This is a genomic window from Microbispora sp. GKU 823, from assembly GCF_002027145.1.
Taxonomy (GTDB): domain Bacteria; phylum Actinomycetota; class Actinomycetes; order Streptosporangiales; family Streptosporangiaceae; genus Microbispora; species Microbispora siamensis.
This window is the reverse complement of the sequence record NZ_MWJN01000057.1, coordinates 41,230-55,289: the sequence shown is the minus strand read 5'-3', so window position 1 is coordinate 55,289 and position 14,060 is coordinate 41,230. Positions and strand designations below refer to the sequence as shown.

The window sequence follows — 14,060 nt, the reverse complement described above, 5'->3', positions numbered from 1 at the left end:
TGGCCAGTCCCGGTGACGGCACTTCGGACCGTCACAGTCGACGGCTCCCCCGTCCACGTCATGGAGAGCGGCACCGGACCCGCGGTGCTGATGCTGCACGGCTCCGGACCCGGTACGACCGGATCCGGCGCCTGGGCAACGACGGCACAGGCGCTGGGCACGTCCTGGCACCTGGTGGCTCCTGACCAGGCGGGGTTCGGCCGTACACCAATCCCGGCGGGCTCCAGGGGTGGGCTCCGGCTGTGGACGGAGCAGGCCGCGGGCCTGATGGATGCTCTCGGTGTCGAGCACTACGCCGTGGTGGGCCACTCCATGGGCGGTGCCGTGGCGCTGGCGTTGGCGGCCGCGCGTCCCCAGCAGGTCACCCGTGTCGTGGCGGTCTCGACGATGGGCGCCCCCGGGGCGCCGCTGTCCGCCGAACTCGACGCGGTCTGGGCCGCCCCCGCCAGCCCGCTCGGGGCACGAGACATGTTGAGTCGCCTCGTGTTCGACCAAGCGCTCGTGACCGAGTCGGCCGTCGCCGCCCGTGCAGCTGCGATGCGAGCGGGGGCGGCCGCATACGCGTCGTTGTTCCCTTCACCCAGGGCACGTTGGGCCGACGACCTCACCCTCTCGGCGCAAACGCTGGCAGGGATCCGCGCGCCCGTGCTGCTCGTCCACGGCGCCGAGGACCGAGTCACCCCGCTCAGGACGGCAGCCCTGCCCCTGCTCGAACACCTGGCCGATGTCCGTCTGCACGTGCTCGGCCGATGCGGGCACGTGCCGGCGCTCGAGCACCCGCACGACTTCAGGCGACTCCTGTCGTGCTTCCTCGGCCGGGAACGAGTTCACTAATTGCTGCGACAGGTCCGCAGCCCGTGCTCAAGCAGATCAGCATGAAGCAGGCGTGATCCGCGCAGAAGCGCCCTCCCCGAGACCCGAGCCATGACGAGGCAGCGGCCGATGTCATTGCTCGACATGGTCGTATCGACATCCTCGTGAACAACGCCGGACGTAGCCACGTCGGTGCCGCGAAGGAAACCGGCGAGGCCGAGCAGCGGGCCCTGTTCGAGGTCCACTTCTTCGGCCCCGCCGCGCTGACCCGCGCCGCCCTTCCCCACCTGCGGGCACCGCGGTCCGGCGTGATCGTGCAGGTCAGCAGCATGGAGGACGATTGTCGTTCGCGGGAGCGACCGCTACCACCAGCCACCCCATCGGCGGACTTCAGCTGCTCACCGGGAGCCCGGCTGGAAGACGGGAGGACGTTTCTCCTGGAGTGCGGCGATGCCTTCCTGCACCTCCGCCCCGGCGAATCCGAGGAATTCGAGCGCCAAAGCAGCGTCGAAATGCGGAGTGGCAGCTCGCAGCCAGGAATTGAGCGCCTGTTTGGTCCAGCGCAATGCGGTGGGAGCACCGCCCGCGAGCCGGACGGCGACGTCGGTGGCCTTGTCGAGCACCTCACTCTCGTCGACCGCGAGTGAGACCAGGCCGATGCGCTCCGCCTCCGCGCCGTCCAGCGGGTCACACGTGAGCAGGTAGTACTTGGCCTTGGCCAGCCCGCACAGCAGCGGCCAGACGAGGGCCGCGTGGTCACCGGCGGCGACTCCCAGTTTCGTGTGGCCGTCGATCAGCCGGGCGTTCTCGGCGACCACGGAGACGTCGGCGAGCAGGGCCACGACGAGTCCTGCTCCGACCGCTGCCCCGCGTACCGCTGACACCACGGGTTTGGTGAACTCGATGAGGTTGGTCACGAGTTCGCGGGCTTCGCGGAGCCCGGCGGTCCTGGCCTGGGGGTCGTCGGCCAGGCTGCGTACCCAGTCCAGGTCGCCGCCCGCACTGAACGTGCGGCCCGCCCCGGTCACCAGGACGGCGCGCACGCGCGGGTCGGCCTCGGCGTCGCGCCAGACGCGGGTGATCTCCCCGTGGCCCACCGCGTCCAGGGCGTTGGCGCGGCGGGGGTTGTTGATGGTGATCTGCAGGACGCCTTTCGAGGCCCAGCTCAGGTCCAGCCGCTGGTATTCCGGGTACCCGTCCATGATCCTCCTTGCATAGTATCGATCGATCGATACAATACACACGTGTCAATGGAATCCCAGGTCTCAGCCGCTGACAGTCACGCCGCACGAGTGCTGCTCCACCATCGAGGGCCGGTGTCGGTGGTGACGCTGAACCGGCCGGAGAGGCGCAACGCGCTGTCCCGCCAGATGGTGTACGACCTCATCGAAGCGCTCGTCGAGGCGGACGGGCACGACCGGACGGCGGCCATCGTGCTCACCGGTGCGGGCTCGGCGTTCTGCTCGGGCGACGATCTGTCGGAGGCGGCCGGCACCGACGCCGAGACCTTCGACGAGACCATCGAGGGGCTGCAACGCGTCACGAGAGTGCTGCTCACCTCCGGCAAGCCGAGTGTCGCCGCGATCAACGGCGCGGCGATGGGCGGCGGCCTGGAACTGACCCTGGCCTGCGACCTGAGGGTGGCCGGCCGGGACGCCGTATTCGCCTGCCCGGAGGTGGCCTGGGGTCTGGTGTGCACGAATGGGGCGTCGGTGCTGCTGCCGTCCATGATCGGGCACGGACGTGCGCGCGACATGTTGCTCACCGGACGGACCTACGACGCGACGTGGGCCCTGGCAGCCGGTCTGGTCACCGAGGTCCTTCCGGGCGACCAGGTCCTCGACCGGGCTATCGCACTCGGTGCGGAACTGGCGGGCCGCGCGCAGGCCGTCAACCTGACCCGGCGGCTGATCAGCGACGGCAGTCATGAGGATCTGCTGCGTGCACTGGAACGCGAGGCGATCACCGTCGGAGAGGCGCGACGCACCGACGTGGCCGAGGCGAACCTGCGTGAGTTCGCGGCTCGCCGGGCGCGAAGGGAGGCTCGGCCGTGATCGAAGACGTGCGCACCCTCAGCGACCTCGTCGACCAGCACGCCCGTACCCGGCCCGACCACCTGGCACTGCGGGTCGAGGACGACGCACTCACCTACCGCCAACTGGCCGCGCGGGTCCGGTCGGTGGCCGCCGGCTTGGCGGACAACGGTGTGTGCGCGGGGCAGACCGTGGCTCTCGTCCTGCCGAACTGCGTCGAGTTCGTCATCACCTGGCTGGCTCTGGGCAGGATCGGGGCCGTGGCGGCGCCGGTGAACACGGCGCTGCTGGGCGATGGGATCGCGGCCGCCCTGCGGAGGTCCAGGGCCGAGGTCGCGATCGTCGATGAGCAGTTCCTGCCTGCGCTGGGAGAAGCGCTGCTGAACGAGGTGAACCTGCGCGCGGTCTTCGTCCGCGGCCAGGCCGATACCGCTTCCTTCCGGCGCTGGGAGGACCTGACGGGACCCGCGTCCTCTGCACCCCCTCACGACACCCGTCCGGGAGATCCGAGCATTCTGCTGTTCACCTCCGGCAGCACGGGACGCTCGAAGGCCTGCGTGCTGTCGCACCGGTACGTGCTCCGGCAGGCGGAGGTCTTCTCCGAGCAACTCGGCCTGACGGCCGACGACGTGCTGTTCTGCCCCTTCCCGCTGTTCCACGCCGATGCCGCGATCTTCACCGTCGCCCCCGCGTTCCTGCTCGGCGCGACCGCGGCACTGGTGGAGCGCTTCTCGGTGCGGCGGTTCTGGGACCAGGTGCGCCGCTTCCAGGCGACCGTCTTCGACTTCATGGGCGCGACGCTGACCATGCTGTACAAGCAGGAGCCCGCACCCGACGACGCGGACAACCCCGCCCGGCTCGGCTGGGGCGTCCCGCTGCCGGGGTGGGCAGGTGACTTCGAGCGCAGGTTCGGGGTGGAGCTCGTCGAGGTGTACGGCCTCAGCGACACCGGGATCGTCCTGTACAACCGCCCTGGTGAGACACGTCGCCCTGGGGCGTGCGGACGTCCCGTCCACCCGTTCGACGTCAGGGTTCTGGATCCCGACGGATTCGAGCTGCCGGCCGGTGAGGTGGGAGAGATCTGCATCCGGCCCCTCGAGCCGCACGTGATCCTGAGCGAGTACCTCGGCATGCCCGAGGTCACCGTCCAGGCGTGGCGTGACCTGTGGTTCCACACCGGAGATCTCGCCCGCCGGGACGACGACGGCTACTTCTACTTCGTCGGCCGAGGCGCGGACGTGATCCGCCGGCGCGGGGAGAACATCTCCGCCCTCGACATCGAGGCGGTGATCAGCCGGCATCCCGCCGTACTGGAGGTCGCGGCGTTCGGCGTGCCGAGCGACCTCACAGAAGAGGACGTGATGGCGGTCGTGTCCCTCCGGCCGGGCCAGAGCCTGGACGCCCGCACCCTGCTGTCCTACTGCGAGGGCCGGCTCCCCCGCCACATGCTGCCGCGCTACGTCGAGTTCACCGGTCCGCTGCCCAAGACGCCGACCGAGAAGGTCGAAAAGCGCGTGCTCAAGTCACGCGGTATCGGCCCCCACACCTTCGACCGCGAAACGTACGACTGACCACCGTTTTCCACCACTGACGACAAGGGTTCCACGATGACCGACACCTCTCCCCTCAACCACCCCGCTCTCGGCAACGCCACGGCGATCGTGACCGGCGGCGCGAAGGGCATCGGCGCGGCGATCGTCCGCAGGCTGGCCGCCTCGGGCGCCGCCGTCGCCGTCATCGACCTCGACACCGCAGCCGCGCAGGCGCTCGCCGACGAGGTGCCCAACGTCTTCGCGCTGACCGCCGACGTCGGCGACCACGCGTCCATGACCGAGGCCGTGGAGGCGGCCTGCACACGGCTGAACGGCCTGGACATCCTGGTCAACAACGCCGGCTGGGATCACGTGAAGCGATTCGCCGACACCGAGCCGCCGCTGTGGGACAAGCTCATCCACATCAACTTGAAGGGCGTGTTCAACGCCACCCACCTGGCCCTCCCCCGGCTCGTCGCACGCGGCGGCGGCCGCATCGTCAACGTGGCCAGCGACGCCGGACGCGTCGGCTCCTCGGGCGAGGCGGTGTACGCCGCGTGCAAGGGGGGCACGATCGCCTTCACCAAGTCCATCGCCAGGGAGACCGCCCGCCACGGCATCGCCGTCAACTGCGTGTGCCCGGGCCCCACCGACACTCCCCTGCTCGAAGAGATCAAGCAGGACGAGCGCGCCGCGGCCACGATGGACGCGATCGTCCGTGCCACCCCCGACAGGCGCCTCGCCCAGCCCGAGGAGGTCGCCGAGGCGGTCGCCTTCTTCGCCGCGTCCCCGGCACACGTCACCGGCCAGATCCTGTCCGTCAGCGGCGGCCTGACGATGGCGGGGTGACGGCGGCAGTGATCGCGATCCGGTAGGTTCAGTCACACGAGACGGTCTGGTCAGGTAGGAGCCGAACGATGCCGCGCCCGCGCGCCGCCGATGCGGCGGAAACCCCCCGTCGTATCCGCTCGGCGGCCATCAGCCTCTTCGCCGAGCGGGGGTTCCACGGCACGGGCATCCGTGACATCGCCACACAGGCCGGCGTCACCCTGTCCTCGCTCTACCACCACTTCGGCAGCAAGGACGACCTGCTGGTGGACATCATGTTCACCAGCACCGCCCCGCTCAAACGAGCCGCCGACCAGGCGTATCAGGCGCTGGAGACACCTTGTCGGCGCCTGGCGATGCTGATCGAGCAGCATGTGTGGGAGCACGTCACCGACCGGCTAGCCAAGATCGTCAGCGACACCGAGATCCGGGCGCTGTCCGGTGAGCGTCGCGACCGCGTAGTGGCCCTGCGCGACTCCTACGAGAACGTGTGGCGGACCACAGTGGAAGAAGGCGTCGCCGAGGGCGTGTTCACCGTCTCGCAGCCAAAGGCGCTGACCATCGGCCTGCTGGAGATGTGCACCGCGGTGTCCCATTGGTTCCAGCCCAGCGGCGACCTCACCCTGCCAGAGCTGTGCCACAGCTACGCCGACGGGGGCCTGGCCCTGGTTCGCGCCGCACGCGGGGGTCGCCCCGTGCGGCGCGTGGACCTGGAGATCGGCGAGCCTACGCGGTTCCTGGTGAGCTGATCACGGGAGCACGCCGCTTGGTGGCGAGGGTGACCAGGGCGAGCACCGCGAGATTGATGACCAGCGCCAGCACCCCCACGTTCAGCTGTTGCAGCACCGGCGGCAGGAACGGCGCCACATCGGCCACGGTCAGGCCGTTCACGGTCAGGTAGGCGATGGCCGCGGTCCCGGCCAGCATCCCGGCGCCGGCGCCCCAGCGGTTGACCGGGTTCCGGCGCAGCAGGCTGAGCAGGAACGCGGGGGCGAGCTGGGTGACCAGCGCGTACGCCAGCAGCAGCAGGTTCACGATCGCCGCACCGTCGTTCAGCGCGAGGTAGATCGTCACCACTCCCACGCAGGGCACCGCGAGCTGGGCCACCCTGCGGAGGTCGGCTCCTGGCCGCAGCGGCTTGTACACGTTGTTGGCGATCAACGCGGACGTGGTGTTCAGCAGCATCGCGCCGGGCACCAGCGCCGCCAGCAGCCCGCCTCCGCCCACCAGGCCGATGACCACGGGCGGCAGCGACTCCTTGGCCAGCCGCAGCAGCGACAGGTCGGCCTGTCCGGCCGGCAGCCCCGGCACGGCCAGCACGGCCGCGAAGCCGACGAAGAACACGAACAGCAGGAACAGCTGGTACAGCGGGAAGATGACGGCGTTCTTCCTGAACGTCGACTCCTTGCGCGCCGAGAACGTGGCGGCGAACAGGTGCGGCCACATGTAGAAGCCGAGTGTGGAGATCACCACCGTCGAGATGTACCAGGAGATGCCCAGGTTGTCCGTGTGCAGTGTGGCGAATCGGGGACGCGCCGCCTCGACCGCCGCGAACAGGTCACCGACGTTGCCGAAGTGGTGCAGCGGCAGGTAGATGCCGAGGAACCCGACCACGACCACGATCAGGATGTCCTTGACGACCGAGGTCCAGGCCGCGGCGAAGAGCCCGGACAGCGTGACGTAGCCGGTCAGCAGGACCCCGCCGATCACGATCGCGGCCGAGGACGACACCGCGCCGTACGATGCCTCGGCGACGATGATCCCGAGCCCCTTCAGCTGCAGCACGAGGAACGGCACCATGCCGGCCACGCCGATGACCGTGACGACGACGCCGAGGCCCCGGCTGTCGTACTTCCTGATGAAGAAGTCGGCCTGCGACACCAGGCCGTGCTCCTTGGCGTACCGCCACAGCGCGGGCAGCAGCCAGTACGAGACCACGTAGGCGAGGGTCACGTACGCGAGGATGTAGTACGCCGCGCCGCCGTTGGCGTAGACGAACCCGCTGATGCCGAGAAACGTCGTCGTCGTGTAGATCTCCCCGGCCATCAGCAGGAACACGAAAACGCCGCCGAGCGAGCGGTCGCCGACAGCCCATCTCTCCAGGCTCATGGGGCTGCGTCCGCGTGCGCGTATGCCGAGGTAGACAGCCACGGCCAGGGTCAGCGCCATCAGGGCGAGCGAAGGGATCACTGGTCGGCCTCCTGTCGGTTGGCCGGGTCGAGCCGGTACACCGCCGCCATGCAGACCGAGGTGACGACGATGGACAGGCTCAGCCAGAACAGCAGGAACGGCAGCCCGAGCACGTACGGCTCGACGCGGTTGGCCCACGGGACGACGCCCAGGATGAGCACGAACGGCACTGCGGCCAGGATGAAACGCACCCACATGGTTCTCTCCTCATCCAGCGGTCAGGAAGGCGGTACGGAGGTAGACGGCCGTGGCCGTGACCATGTCGTCGACGGACACCCACTCATCGAGGCTGTGCGCCTGGGCCAGCGAGCCGGGGCCGAACAACGCCACCGGCGAGCCGAAGTAGGCCGCGTCGGAACTGGCGGGGAACCCGTGCGGCTCGCAGTCGGGGACGCCGCTGAGCCGGGCCGCCGTGCGCAGCGCCTCGGCCAGCCAGTGGCCGTGGGGCAGTTCGTAGGCGTCGACCGTCCACCACGCCTCGCCGATCGACCACGTTCCCCGCTCCAGGACCGCCGCCAACTCGACAGGGACGTCCGCGGGGCTCTCACCCGGCAGCAGGCGACGGCTGAACTGGACGCGGCATTCGGAGGGCACGATGTTCGGCTTCGTGCCCCCCTCGATGACGCCGACGTTCACCGTCGCGGGGCCGAGCAGCGGATGCCGTCGCCGGTCGAGCGTGCGCTGGTAGTCCTCGAAGCCACCCAGTAGCCGGGCCGCCGTGAGGATGGCGTTGGCGCCGTGCTGGGGGACACTCCCGTGCGTGGCCACCCCCGCGACCCGCAGGTCGTAGGCCGCGAGCCCCTTGGTGGCCAGGCAGAGCGTCAGCTCCGTCGGCTCACCGATGATCACCGCGTCGGCCCTGGGCCCGCTCGCGCCGAGCGCCTTGGCGCCTTCCTGGCGGTACTCCTCATCGCCCACGCCCGCGATCAGCAGATCTCCGGCGAGGCTGATCGACCGCTCGGCCAGAACCTCGGCGACCTCCAGGTAGCAGGCGAGCGCGGCCTTCATGTCGCACGCGCCCCGCCCGTGAACCCTGCCGTCGCCGACGACGCCGGTGAGCGCCTGCGGGTAACCCGTCGTCTCGACCGTGTCCATGTGGCCGGCGAACATCAGCGACCTGCCCCCCGAGGCGCCGGGAAGCCGTGCCAGCGCGTTGTGGCGGCCGGGCGCGTACTCGTCGACGTCGCACGTCCAGCCGAGTGCGGTGAGCCGATCGCGAAGGTAGGCCGCTACTCTCCGCTCCCCCTCCTCCGCGCCCCTCGGCGCTTCGCCGAAGGGGTTCACACTGGGGTGTTCGATGAGTTCGCAGAGGGTCTTCGTCAGTCGGTCACGATCGATCTGCTCGACGCAGCGGGCCAATTCCTCGGAGTTTGGGACGGCCATGAACACGCTCCTATGTCCGGATCTTGGCGACGTATTGTATCGATCGTTCGAAACATTGAAAAGAGTGCAACTTGCGGCGTAGCTCCACCTCGCAAGGCGACTTCTGACGGTCGGACCCATCCATGGCCTGAGCCTGTGGCCGCCGTCCGCGGATTTAGAGCTCGCTATTGTATCGATCGATCGACTCAATTAGGCTGCCGCACCAAGCGCCGGGCAGCCGCGACCTCTCATCGCGCGCCGAGGCTCCCCATCTGCGGCCGGCCGTACTGGAGGCGAACCCTTGCCGCACCACAACGACTCGAATCCCCCGCAGGCGCTGCGGCGATCCCTGCGACCTCGGCATCTGTCCATGATCGCGCTGGGAGGCGTCATCGGGGCGGGGCTGTTCGTCGGCTCCGGCGCCGTCATCCACACCGCGGGTGTGCTGGCCCCGCTCGCGTACGCGGTGGGCGGAGTGATCCTGCTCCTGGTGATGCGCATGCTCGCCGAAATGGCCGCCGCACGGCCCTCGGTCGGCTCGTTCTCGGACTACGCCCGCCTCGCCCTGGGGAAGGGGGCGGGGTTCATCATCGGCTGGACGTACTGGTACTTCTGGGTCGTCGTCGTGGCCTTCGAAGCCGTGGCCGGAGCGGAGATCATCGGCGAGTTCCTTCCGCACCTGCCGCTCTGGGTCGTCTCCGCCGCCGTCATGGGCGTGATGAGCGTGGTCAACCTGCTGTCCGCGCGCGGATTCGGAGAGGCCGAGTTCTGGTTCGCTGCCGTCAAGGTGGCGGCGATCGTGGTCTTCCTGGCGATCGCGGCCGCCGCGCTGTTCGGTGTGCTGCCCGGGCAGCCGGCGCACGTCCTGGCCATCGGCGACGGCCCGCTCGCCCCGACAGGCGCCACCGGGGTGTTGAGCGCCATCACCGTGGTGGTCTTCTCCTACTTCGGCGCGGAGATCGTCACCATCGCCGCCGCGGAGGCCACCGACCCGGTCAGGGCGGTCGCCAGGGCGGCCACCACCGTGGTGTGGCGGGTCATCGTCTTCTACGTCGGTTCGATCGCTCTCATCGTGGTGTTGATCCCGCAGGCCGAGATCCAGCCGGGCGAGAGCCCGTTCGTCGACCTCCTGGAGCGGCTCGGCGTTCCCGGGGCGGCCGTCGCCATGCAGCTCGTCGTGCTGACCGCAGTGCTGTCGGTGCTCAACGCCGGCATCTACACCGCGTCCCGCATGCTGTTCGCGCTGACCGCTCAAGGTGAGGCGCCGCGCTCCCTGGCCAGGACCACGGCCCGTGGCACGCCGATCCGCGCGATCGTGCTCAGCACGCTGGCCGGCTGGCTCGCGGTCGCGGTGGCTTACCTCGCCCCCGAAGCGGTGTTCGCGTTCCTGCTCAACGCCGCGGGCAGTGTCGCCTTGGTCATCTACGCCGTGATCGCGATCTCTCAGCTCCGGTTGCGCAGGCTCGTCGAGCAGGAGGGCGGAGACCTGCCCGTCAGGATGTGGGGTCATCCGTATCTGAGCTGGTTCACGCTGGGGCTCCTGGTGGCGGTCGCCGTCAGCATGGTCGTCCTGCCCGAATCGCGTGGCCAGCTCGGGCTCGGACTGGTCGCGCCCGCCGGGATCGCGGTGATCTACCTCGTCCGTCGGCTGTCCCGGCCCCGCGCCGCGTCCGTCCTCACGGCCGAAGAGCCGCAGTGACCATTGGTTACTCCAAACACTTGAAGGAGACATGACGAATCACCCGCGTCACGTGACGATCATCGGCGGGGGCACCATGGGGTGCGGCATCGCCGGCCTCATGGCCGCCACGGGCAGCACCGTGACCGTGGTCGAGGTCGACCAGGCGGCCGCCGGCCGGGTGGCCGAACGGGTCCGCCGGGAGTGGCCGGACGACCCCGCCGCGCTCGCCCGGCTGGAGACGACCACGAACCTCTCGCGCACCCCGCCGGAGGCGGACCTCGTCATCGAGGCCGTGGCGGAGGACGCGAAGCTGAAGGCGGACGTGCTCGCCGCGGCCGGCAGGGTGGCGCACCATGCGATCCTCGCCACCAACACCAGCTCCATCGCCATCGGCCGGCTCGCGCAGGCCGTCCATGACCCGGACAGGTTCCTCGGGCTGCACTTCTTCAACCCGGTGGCGAAGTCGGCCCTGGTCGAGATCGTCGCCGGTGAGCGGACAGCGCCACGGACGGTGGAGCTGGCGAAGAGCTGGAGTGAGACGTGGCAACGCCACTCCATAGTCGTCCGCGACAGTCCCGGGTTCGCCACCAGCCGTCTCGGGGTGCTGCTCGGCCTGGAGGCGATCCGCATGGTGGAGGAGGGTGTGGCGGAGCCGCACGACATCGACACCGCCATGGTCCTGGGCTACCGGCACCCCATCGGCCCGCTACGCCTGACCGACCTGGTGGGACTCGACGTCCGGCTCGCCATCGCCGAATACCTCTCCGGTGAGCTCGGCGACCGGTTCGCGCCACCGCGACTGCTGCGCGAGAAGGTCGCCGCCGGCCTCCTGGGCCGCAAAACGGGACAAGGCTTCTACACCTGGACGAGCCGCGCAGCCAACGAACGATGACCGAATGGGAGACCCATGTGCGATGAAGTGATCACCGAGTACGCCGACGGCCTTGCTGTCATCACCATCAACCGCCCGAAGGCACGCAACGCCATCAACCTCTCCGTCGCCGAAGGCATCGCCGCCGCGATGGACGAGCTCGACGCCCGCCAAGACCTGAAAGTCGGCATCCTCACCGGCGCGGGAGACGTCTTCTGCGCCGGTATGGACCTCAAGGCTTTCCTGCGCGGAGAACGCCCCTACGTGCCAGGACGCGGGTTCGCGGGCCTGGTCGAGGCGCCTCCGCGCAAACCGCTCATCGCCGCCGTCGAAGGCTACGCCGTGGCGGGCGGATGCGAGTTGGTGCTGGCGAGTGATCTCGTGGTGGCCGCCCACAACGCCCGGTTCGGCCTGCCCGAGGTACGTCGAGGGCTGGTCGCGGCCGGGGGCGGCCTGCTGCGCCTCCCCGGACGCATCCCGTACCAGATCGGCATGGAACTGGCGCTGACCGGCGACTTGCTGCCCGCGGAACGGGCCCACGCACTCGGCCTGGTCAACCGGCTGACCTCGCCGGGAGAAGCACTGGCGCAGGCCCGGCAGCTCGCCGCCGCGATCGCCGCGAACGGGCCGCTGGCGGTCCGCGTCACCAAGCAGGTGATCGTCGAGTCACGGGGATGGCCGGCGGAGTCCGCCTTCGACCGACAGCGGGAGCTGATCGCCCCGATATTCACCTCGCACGACGCCCAGGAGGGCGCCCGCGCCTTCGCCGAGAAACGGCCGCCGGTGTGGAGGGGGAAGTGACTCAGGTGACCCGCTCCGACGGGTCACCGCCTGCTGTCACGGTCCGGTACCGCAGCTCAAGCCCGTCGAGAAGGGACTCAAGACCGACCGCGAAGGCGCTCTCGTTGATCTCCTGCTGTCGCTCGGCGAGGAGATGCGCCTGCCCCAGGTGCGCGTAGTTCTCCTCGTACACGGTCGCGTCATCGGGAAACCCGCCGGCGAAGGAGCCGAGCGCCGAACCCGTGACGAAATACCGCATGAGCGCTCCCACCCGGGTGGCTTCACGGCGAGGCCACCCGGCCGCGACCAGCCCTCCGAAGACGGCGTCGGCGATGTGCAGCGCATGGGGACGCCGTCCGGGCCCCTTGGCCACCACCGGGACGATGTTGGGATGCGCGGCCAGCGTGGCCCGGTAGGACTTCGCCCAGGCCGCCAAGGCCGCGCGCCAGTCACGGTCATCGCCGCCGAGCCGGGCGAACATCGACGTGTCGACCTCGCTGAGCACCGCGTCCACGACGGAATCGACCAGTTCTTCCTTGGTGGCCACGTGGTTGTAGAGCGATGGCCCGCTGACCCCGAGTTCGGTGGCCAGCCGCCGCGTGGAGACGGCGTCGAGCCCTTCGGCGTCGACCAGGGCGAGAGCCGCGGACACGATGCGTTCCCGGCTCAGCAACGGCCGACGAGGTCGCGCCACGACATTCTCCCTGCGCCTGGATGCCATCCCCTAAAACTTGCACCGCTAGTTTACCTGGATTACGATGCAACTAAAACTTGCACTGCTAGTTTTGGAGGACGGGATGAACCTCGAACTGTCCGAGGAACAGATCGCCGTACGGCAACTCGCCGCCGAATTCGTCGCCCGCGAGATCGCTCCCCACGCCGCTGACTGGGACCGCGCGGAATCCGTCGACCGGTCGATCGTGAGCCGGCTGGGCGACCTCGGATTTCTCGGCCTGACGATCCCCGAGGAGTACGGCGGCTCAGCGGGCGATCATCTGGCCTACGCCCTGGTGCTGGAGGAACTCGGCCGGGGTGACTCCGCCGTCCGCGGAATCGTGTCCGTCTCCCTGGGGCTCGTCGCCAAGTCGATCAACACCTACGGCGACGAGGACCAGAGGAACCGGTGGCTGCCCGCACTCACCAGCGGCCAGGCGTTGGGCTGCTTCGCGCTGACCGAGCCCGGCAGCGGATCCGACGCGGCCGCGCTCACCACCAGAGCCGAGCGCGACGGCACGGACTGGGTGATCAACGGCTCCAAGATGTTCATCACCAACGGCACCTGGGCGGACGTCGCCCTGGTCTTCGCCCGCACCGGGGAGCCCGGCCACCGGGGCATCACCGCCTTCCTCGTCCCCACCGACACCCCCGGTCTCGAACGTCGGGAACTGCACGGCAAGCTCGGCCTGCGCGGACAGCCCACCGCTGAGCTGATCTTCGACGCCGTACGGGTACCGGAGCAGGCCGTCCTGGGCCCGGAGGGCAAAGGCTTCTCCATCGCCCTGGCGGCGCTGGCCAAGGGCCGTATGTCCGTCGCCGCAGGATGCGTGGGCCTGGCGCAGGCCTGCCTGGACGCGGCCGTCGCGTACGCCAAGGAACGCGAGCAGTTCGGCAAGCCCATCGCCGCCCACCAACTGGTGCAGGACCTGATCGCGAGCATCGCCCTGGACGTCGACGCCGCCCGGCTGCTGGTGTGGCGGGTCGCCGACCACATCGACCGCGGCCTGCCGTTCGCCACGGAATCGTCGATGGCGAAGCTGTACGCGAGCGAGGCGGCCGTGCGCGCCGCGAACGACGCGCTCCAGGTCTTCGGCGGCTACGGCTACATCGACGAGTACCCGGTCTCCAAGTACCTGCGGGACGCGCGGGTGATGACCCTCTACGAAGGCACCAGCCAGGTCCACAAACTGCTGATCGGCCGGGCCCTGACGGGCGTCGCCGCCTTCACCTGAGCCAGTGAAAGGGAACCCCCT

Annotated in this window: 14 protein-coding genes and 1 pseudogene; 10 read left to right on the top strand and 5 right to left on the bottom strand. The window is 69.6% G+C overall.

What is annotated here, in order from left to right:
* Positions 1 to 834: alpha/beta fold hydrolase (locus B1L11_RS26830; RefSeq protein ID WP_218671334.1), on the top strand; the 834-nt coding region annotated here is incomplete at its 5' end.
* 143 nt (positions 835 to 977) lie between these two features.
* Positions 978 to 1,088: pseudogene (locus B1L11_RS55180) on the top strand (short-chain dehydrogenase/reductase); the annotation flags it as partial.
* A gap of 123 nt (positions 1,089 to 1,211) precedes the next feature.
* On the opposite strand, the gene B1L11_RS26820 reads toward B1L11_RS55180, so the two are convergent.
* A complete protein-coding gene (locus B1L11_RS26820) occupies positions 1,212 to 2,015 on the bottom strand; it encodes an enoyl-CoA hydratase/isomerase family protein (protein ID WP_079317259.1) in 804 nt (267 codons plus the stop codon).
* Positions 2,016 to 2,063: 48 nt separating this feature from the next.
* Between B1L11_RS26820 and B1L11_RS26815 the strand changes: the two genes are divergently transcribed.
* From B1L11_RS26815 to B1L11_RS26800, 4 genes are all read left to right on the top strand, one after another.
* Positions 2,064 to 2,867 carry an enoyl-CoA hydratase/isomerase family protein gene (locus tag B1L11_RS26815; protein ID WP_079317257.1) on the top strand — a complete coding sequence of 268 codons (804 nt, stop codon included), beginning with the start codon at positions 2,064 to 2,066 and terminating at the stop codon, positions 2,865 to 2,867.
* A complete protein-coding gene (locus B1L11_RS26810) occupies positions 2,864 to 4,417 on the top strand; it encodes an AMP-binding protein (protein WP_079317255.1) in 1,554 nt (517 codons plus the stop codon). Before B1L11_RS26815 ends, B1L11_RS26810 begins: the two co-directional genes overlap by 4 nt.
* A gap of 36 nt (positions 4,418 to 4,453) precedes the next feature.
* A complete protein-coding gene (locus B1L11_RS26805) occupies positions 4,454 to 5,227 on the top strand; it encodes an SDR family NAD(P)-dependent oxidoreductase (RefSeq protein ID WP_079317253.1) in 774 nt (257 codons plus the stop codon).
* Positions 5,228 to 5,295: 68 nt separating this feature from the next.
* Entirely contained in the window at positions 5,296 to 5,955 is a 660-nt protein-coding gene (locus B1L11_RS26800) for a TetR/AcrR family transcriptional regulator (protein ID WP_079317251.1), read from the top strand.
* On the opposite strand, the gene B1L11_RS26795 is transcribed toward B1L11_RS26800, so the two are convergent.
* The 3 genes from B1L11_RS26795 to B1L11_RS26785 are packed head-to-tail and all read right to left on the bottom strand — an operon-like array spanning position 5,933 to position 8,779.
* Positions 5,933 to 7,396, bottom strand: coding sequence for a sodium:solute symporter family protein (locus tag B1L11_RS26795; RefSeq protein ID WP_143737573.1), 1,464 nt, complete (start codon positions 7,394 to 7,396; stop codon positions 5,933 to 5,935). The genes B1L11_RS26800 and B1L11_RS26795 overlap by 23 nt on opposite strands.
* A complete protein-coding gene (locus B1L11_RS26790) occupies positions 7,393 to 7,593 on the bottom strand; it encodes a DUF3311 domain-containing protein (RefSeq protein WP_079317249.1) in 201 nt (66 codons plus the stop codon). Before B1L11_RS26790 ends, B1L11_RS26795 begins: the two co-directional genes overlap by 4 nt.
* A 10-nt stretch (positions 7,594 to 7,603) precedes the next feature.
* Positions 7,604 to 8,779, bottom strand: coding sequence for a M20 family metallopeptidase (locus B1L11_RS26785; protein ID WP_179155334.1), 1,176 nt, complete (start codon positions 8,777 to 8,779; stop codon positions 7,604 to 7,606).
* A gap of 349 nt (positions 8,780 to 9,128) precedes the next feature.
* On the opposite strand from B1L11_RS26785, the gene B1L11_RS26780 reads away from it, so the two are divergent.
* The 3 genes from B1L11_RS26780 to B1L11_RS26770 are packed head-to-tail and all read left to right on the top strand — an operon-like array spanning position 9,129 to position 12,111.
* Positions 9,129 to 10,457, top strand: coding sequence for an amino acid permease (locus B1L11_RS26780; RefSeq protein ID WP_079317245.1), 1,329 nt, complete (start codon positions 9,129 to 9,131; stop codon positions 10,455 to 10,457).
* Between the two features lie 31 nt (positions 10,458 to 10,488).
* Positions 10,489 to 11,331, top strand: a complete 843-nt coding sequence (locus B1L11_RS26775) for a 3-hydroxyacyl-CoA dehydrogenase family protein (protein ID WP_079317243.1) — start codon at positions 10,489 to 10,491, stop codon at positions 11,329 to 11,331.
* A gap of 15 nt (positions 11,332 to 11,346) precedes the next feature.
* The gene (locus B1L11_RS26770; RefSeq protein ID WP_079317241.1) at positions 11,347 to 12,111 is read left to right on the top strand and encodes a crotonase/enoyl-CoA hydratase family protein; all 765 of its coding nucleotides are present in this window, start codon (positions 11,347 to 11,349) and stop codon (positions 12,109 to 12,111) included.
* Position 12,112: 1 nt separating this feature from the next.
* On the opposite strand, the gene B1L11_RS26765 is transcribed toward B1L11_RS26770, so the two are convergent.
* Positions 12,113 to 12,784, bottom strand: a complete 672-nt coding sequence (locus B1L11_RS26765) for a TetR/AcrR family transcriptional regulator (protein ID WP_079317239.1) — start codon at positions 12,782 to 12,784, stop codon at positions 12,113 to 12,115.
* 103 nt (positions 12,785 to 12,887) lie between these two features.
* Here B1L11_RS26765 and B1L11_RS26760 point away from each other — a divergent pair, with 103 nt between their 5' ends.
* Complete coding sequence (locus B1L11_RS26760; protein WP_079317237.1) at positions 12,888 to 14,039, top strand: acyl-CoA dehydrogenase family protein; 1,152 nt, start codon at positions 12,888 to 12,890, stop codon at positions 14,037 to 14,039.
* Positions 14,040 to 14,060 lie beyond the last annotated feature (21 nt).

What these genes read in the sequence shown, in the direction of transcription:
- B1L11_RS26820 (WP_079317259.1), bottom strand. Translation starts at nt 2,015, where the DNA reads ATGGACGGGTACCCGGAATACCAGCGGCTGGACCTGAGCTGGGCCTCG.
- B1L11_RS26815 (WP_079317257.1), top strand. Translation starts at nt 2,064, where the DNA reads ATGGAATCCCAGGTCTCAGCCGCTGACAGTCACGCCGCACGAGTGCTG.
- B1L11_RS26805 (WP_079317253.1), top strand. Translation starts at nt 4,454, where the DNA reads ATGACCGACACCTCTCCCCTCAACCACCCCGCTCTCGGCAACGCCACG.
- B1L11_RS26800 (WP_079317251.1), top strand. Translation starts at nt 5,296, where the DNA reads ATGCCGCGCCCGCGCGCCGCCGATGCGGCGGAAACCCCCCGTCGTATC.
- B1L11_RS26790 (WP_079317249.1), bottom strand. Translation starts at nt 7,593, where the DNA reads ATGTGGGTGCGTTTCATCCTGGCCGCAGTGCCGTTCGTGCTCATCCTG.
- B1L11_RS26785 (WP_179155334.1), bottom strand. Translation starts at nt 8,779, where the DNA reads ATGGCCGTCCCAAACTCCGAGGAATTGGCCCGCTGCGTCGAGCAGATC.
- B1L11_RS26780 (WP_079317245.1), top strand. Translation starts at nt 9,129, where the DNA reads ATGATCGCGCTGGGAGGCGTCATCGGGGCGGGGCTGTTCGTCGGCTCC.
- B1L11_RS26775 (WP_079317243.1), top strand. Translation starts at nt 10,489, where the DNA reads ATGACGAATCACCCGCGTCACGTGACGATCATCGGCGGGGGCACCATG.
- B1L11_RS26770 (WP_079317241.1), top strand. Translation starts at nt 11,347, where the DNA reads ATGTGCGATGAAGTGATCACCGAGTACGCCGACGGCCTTGCTGTCATC.
- B1L11_RS26760 (WP_079317237.1), top strand. Translation starts at nt 12,888, where the DNA reads ATGAACCTCGAACTGTCCGAGGAACAGATCGCCGTACGGCAACTCGCC.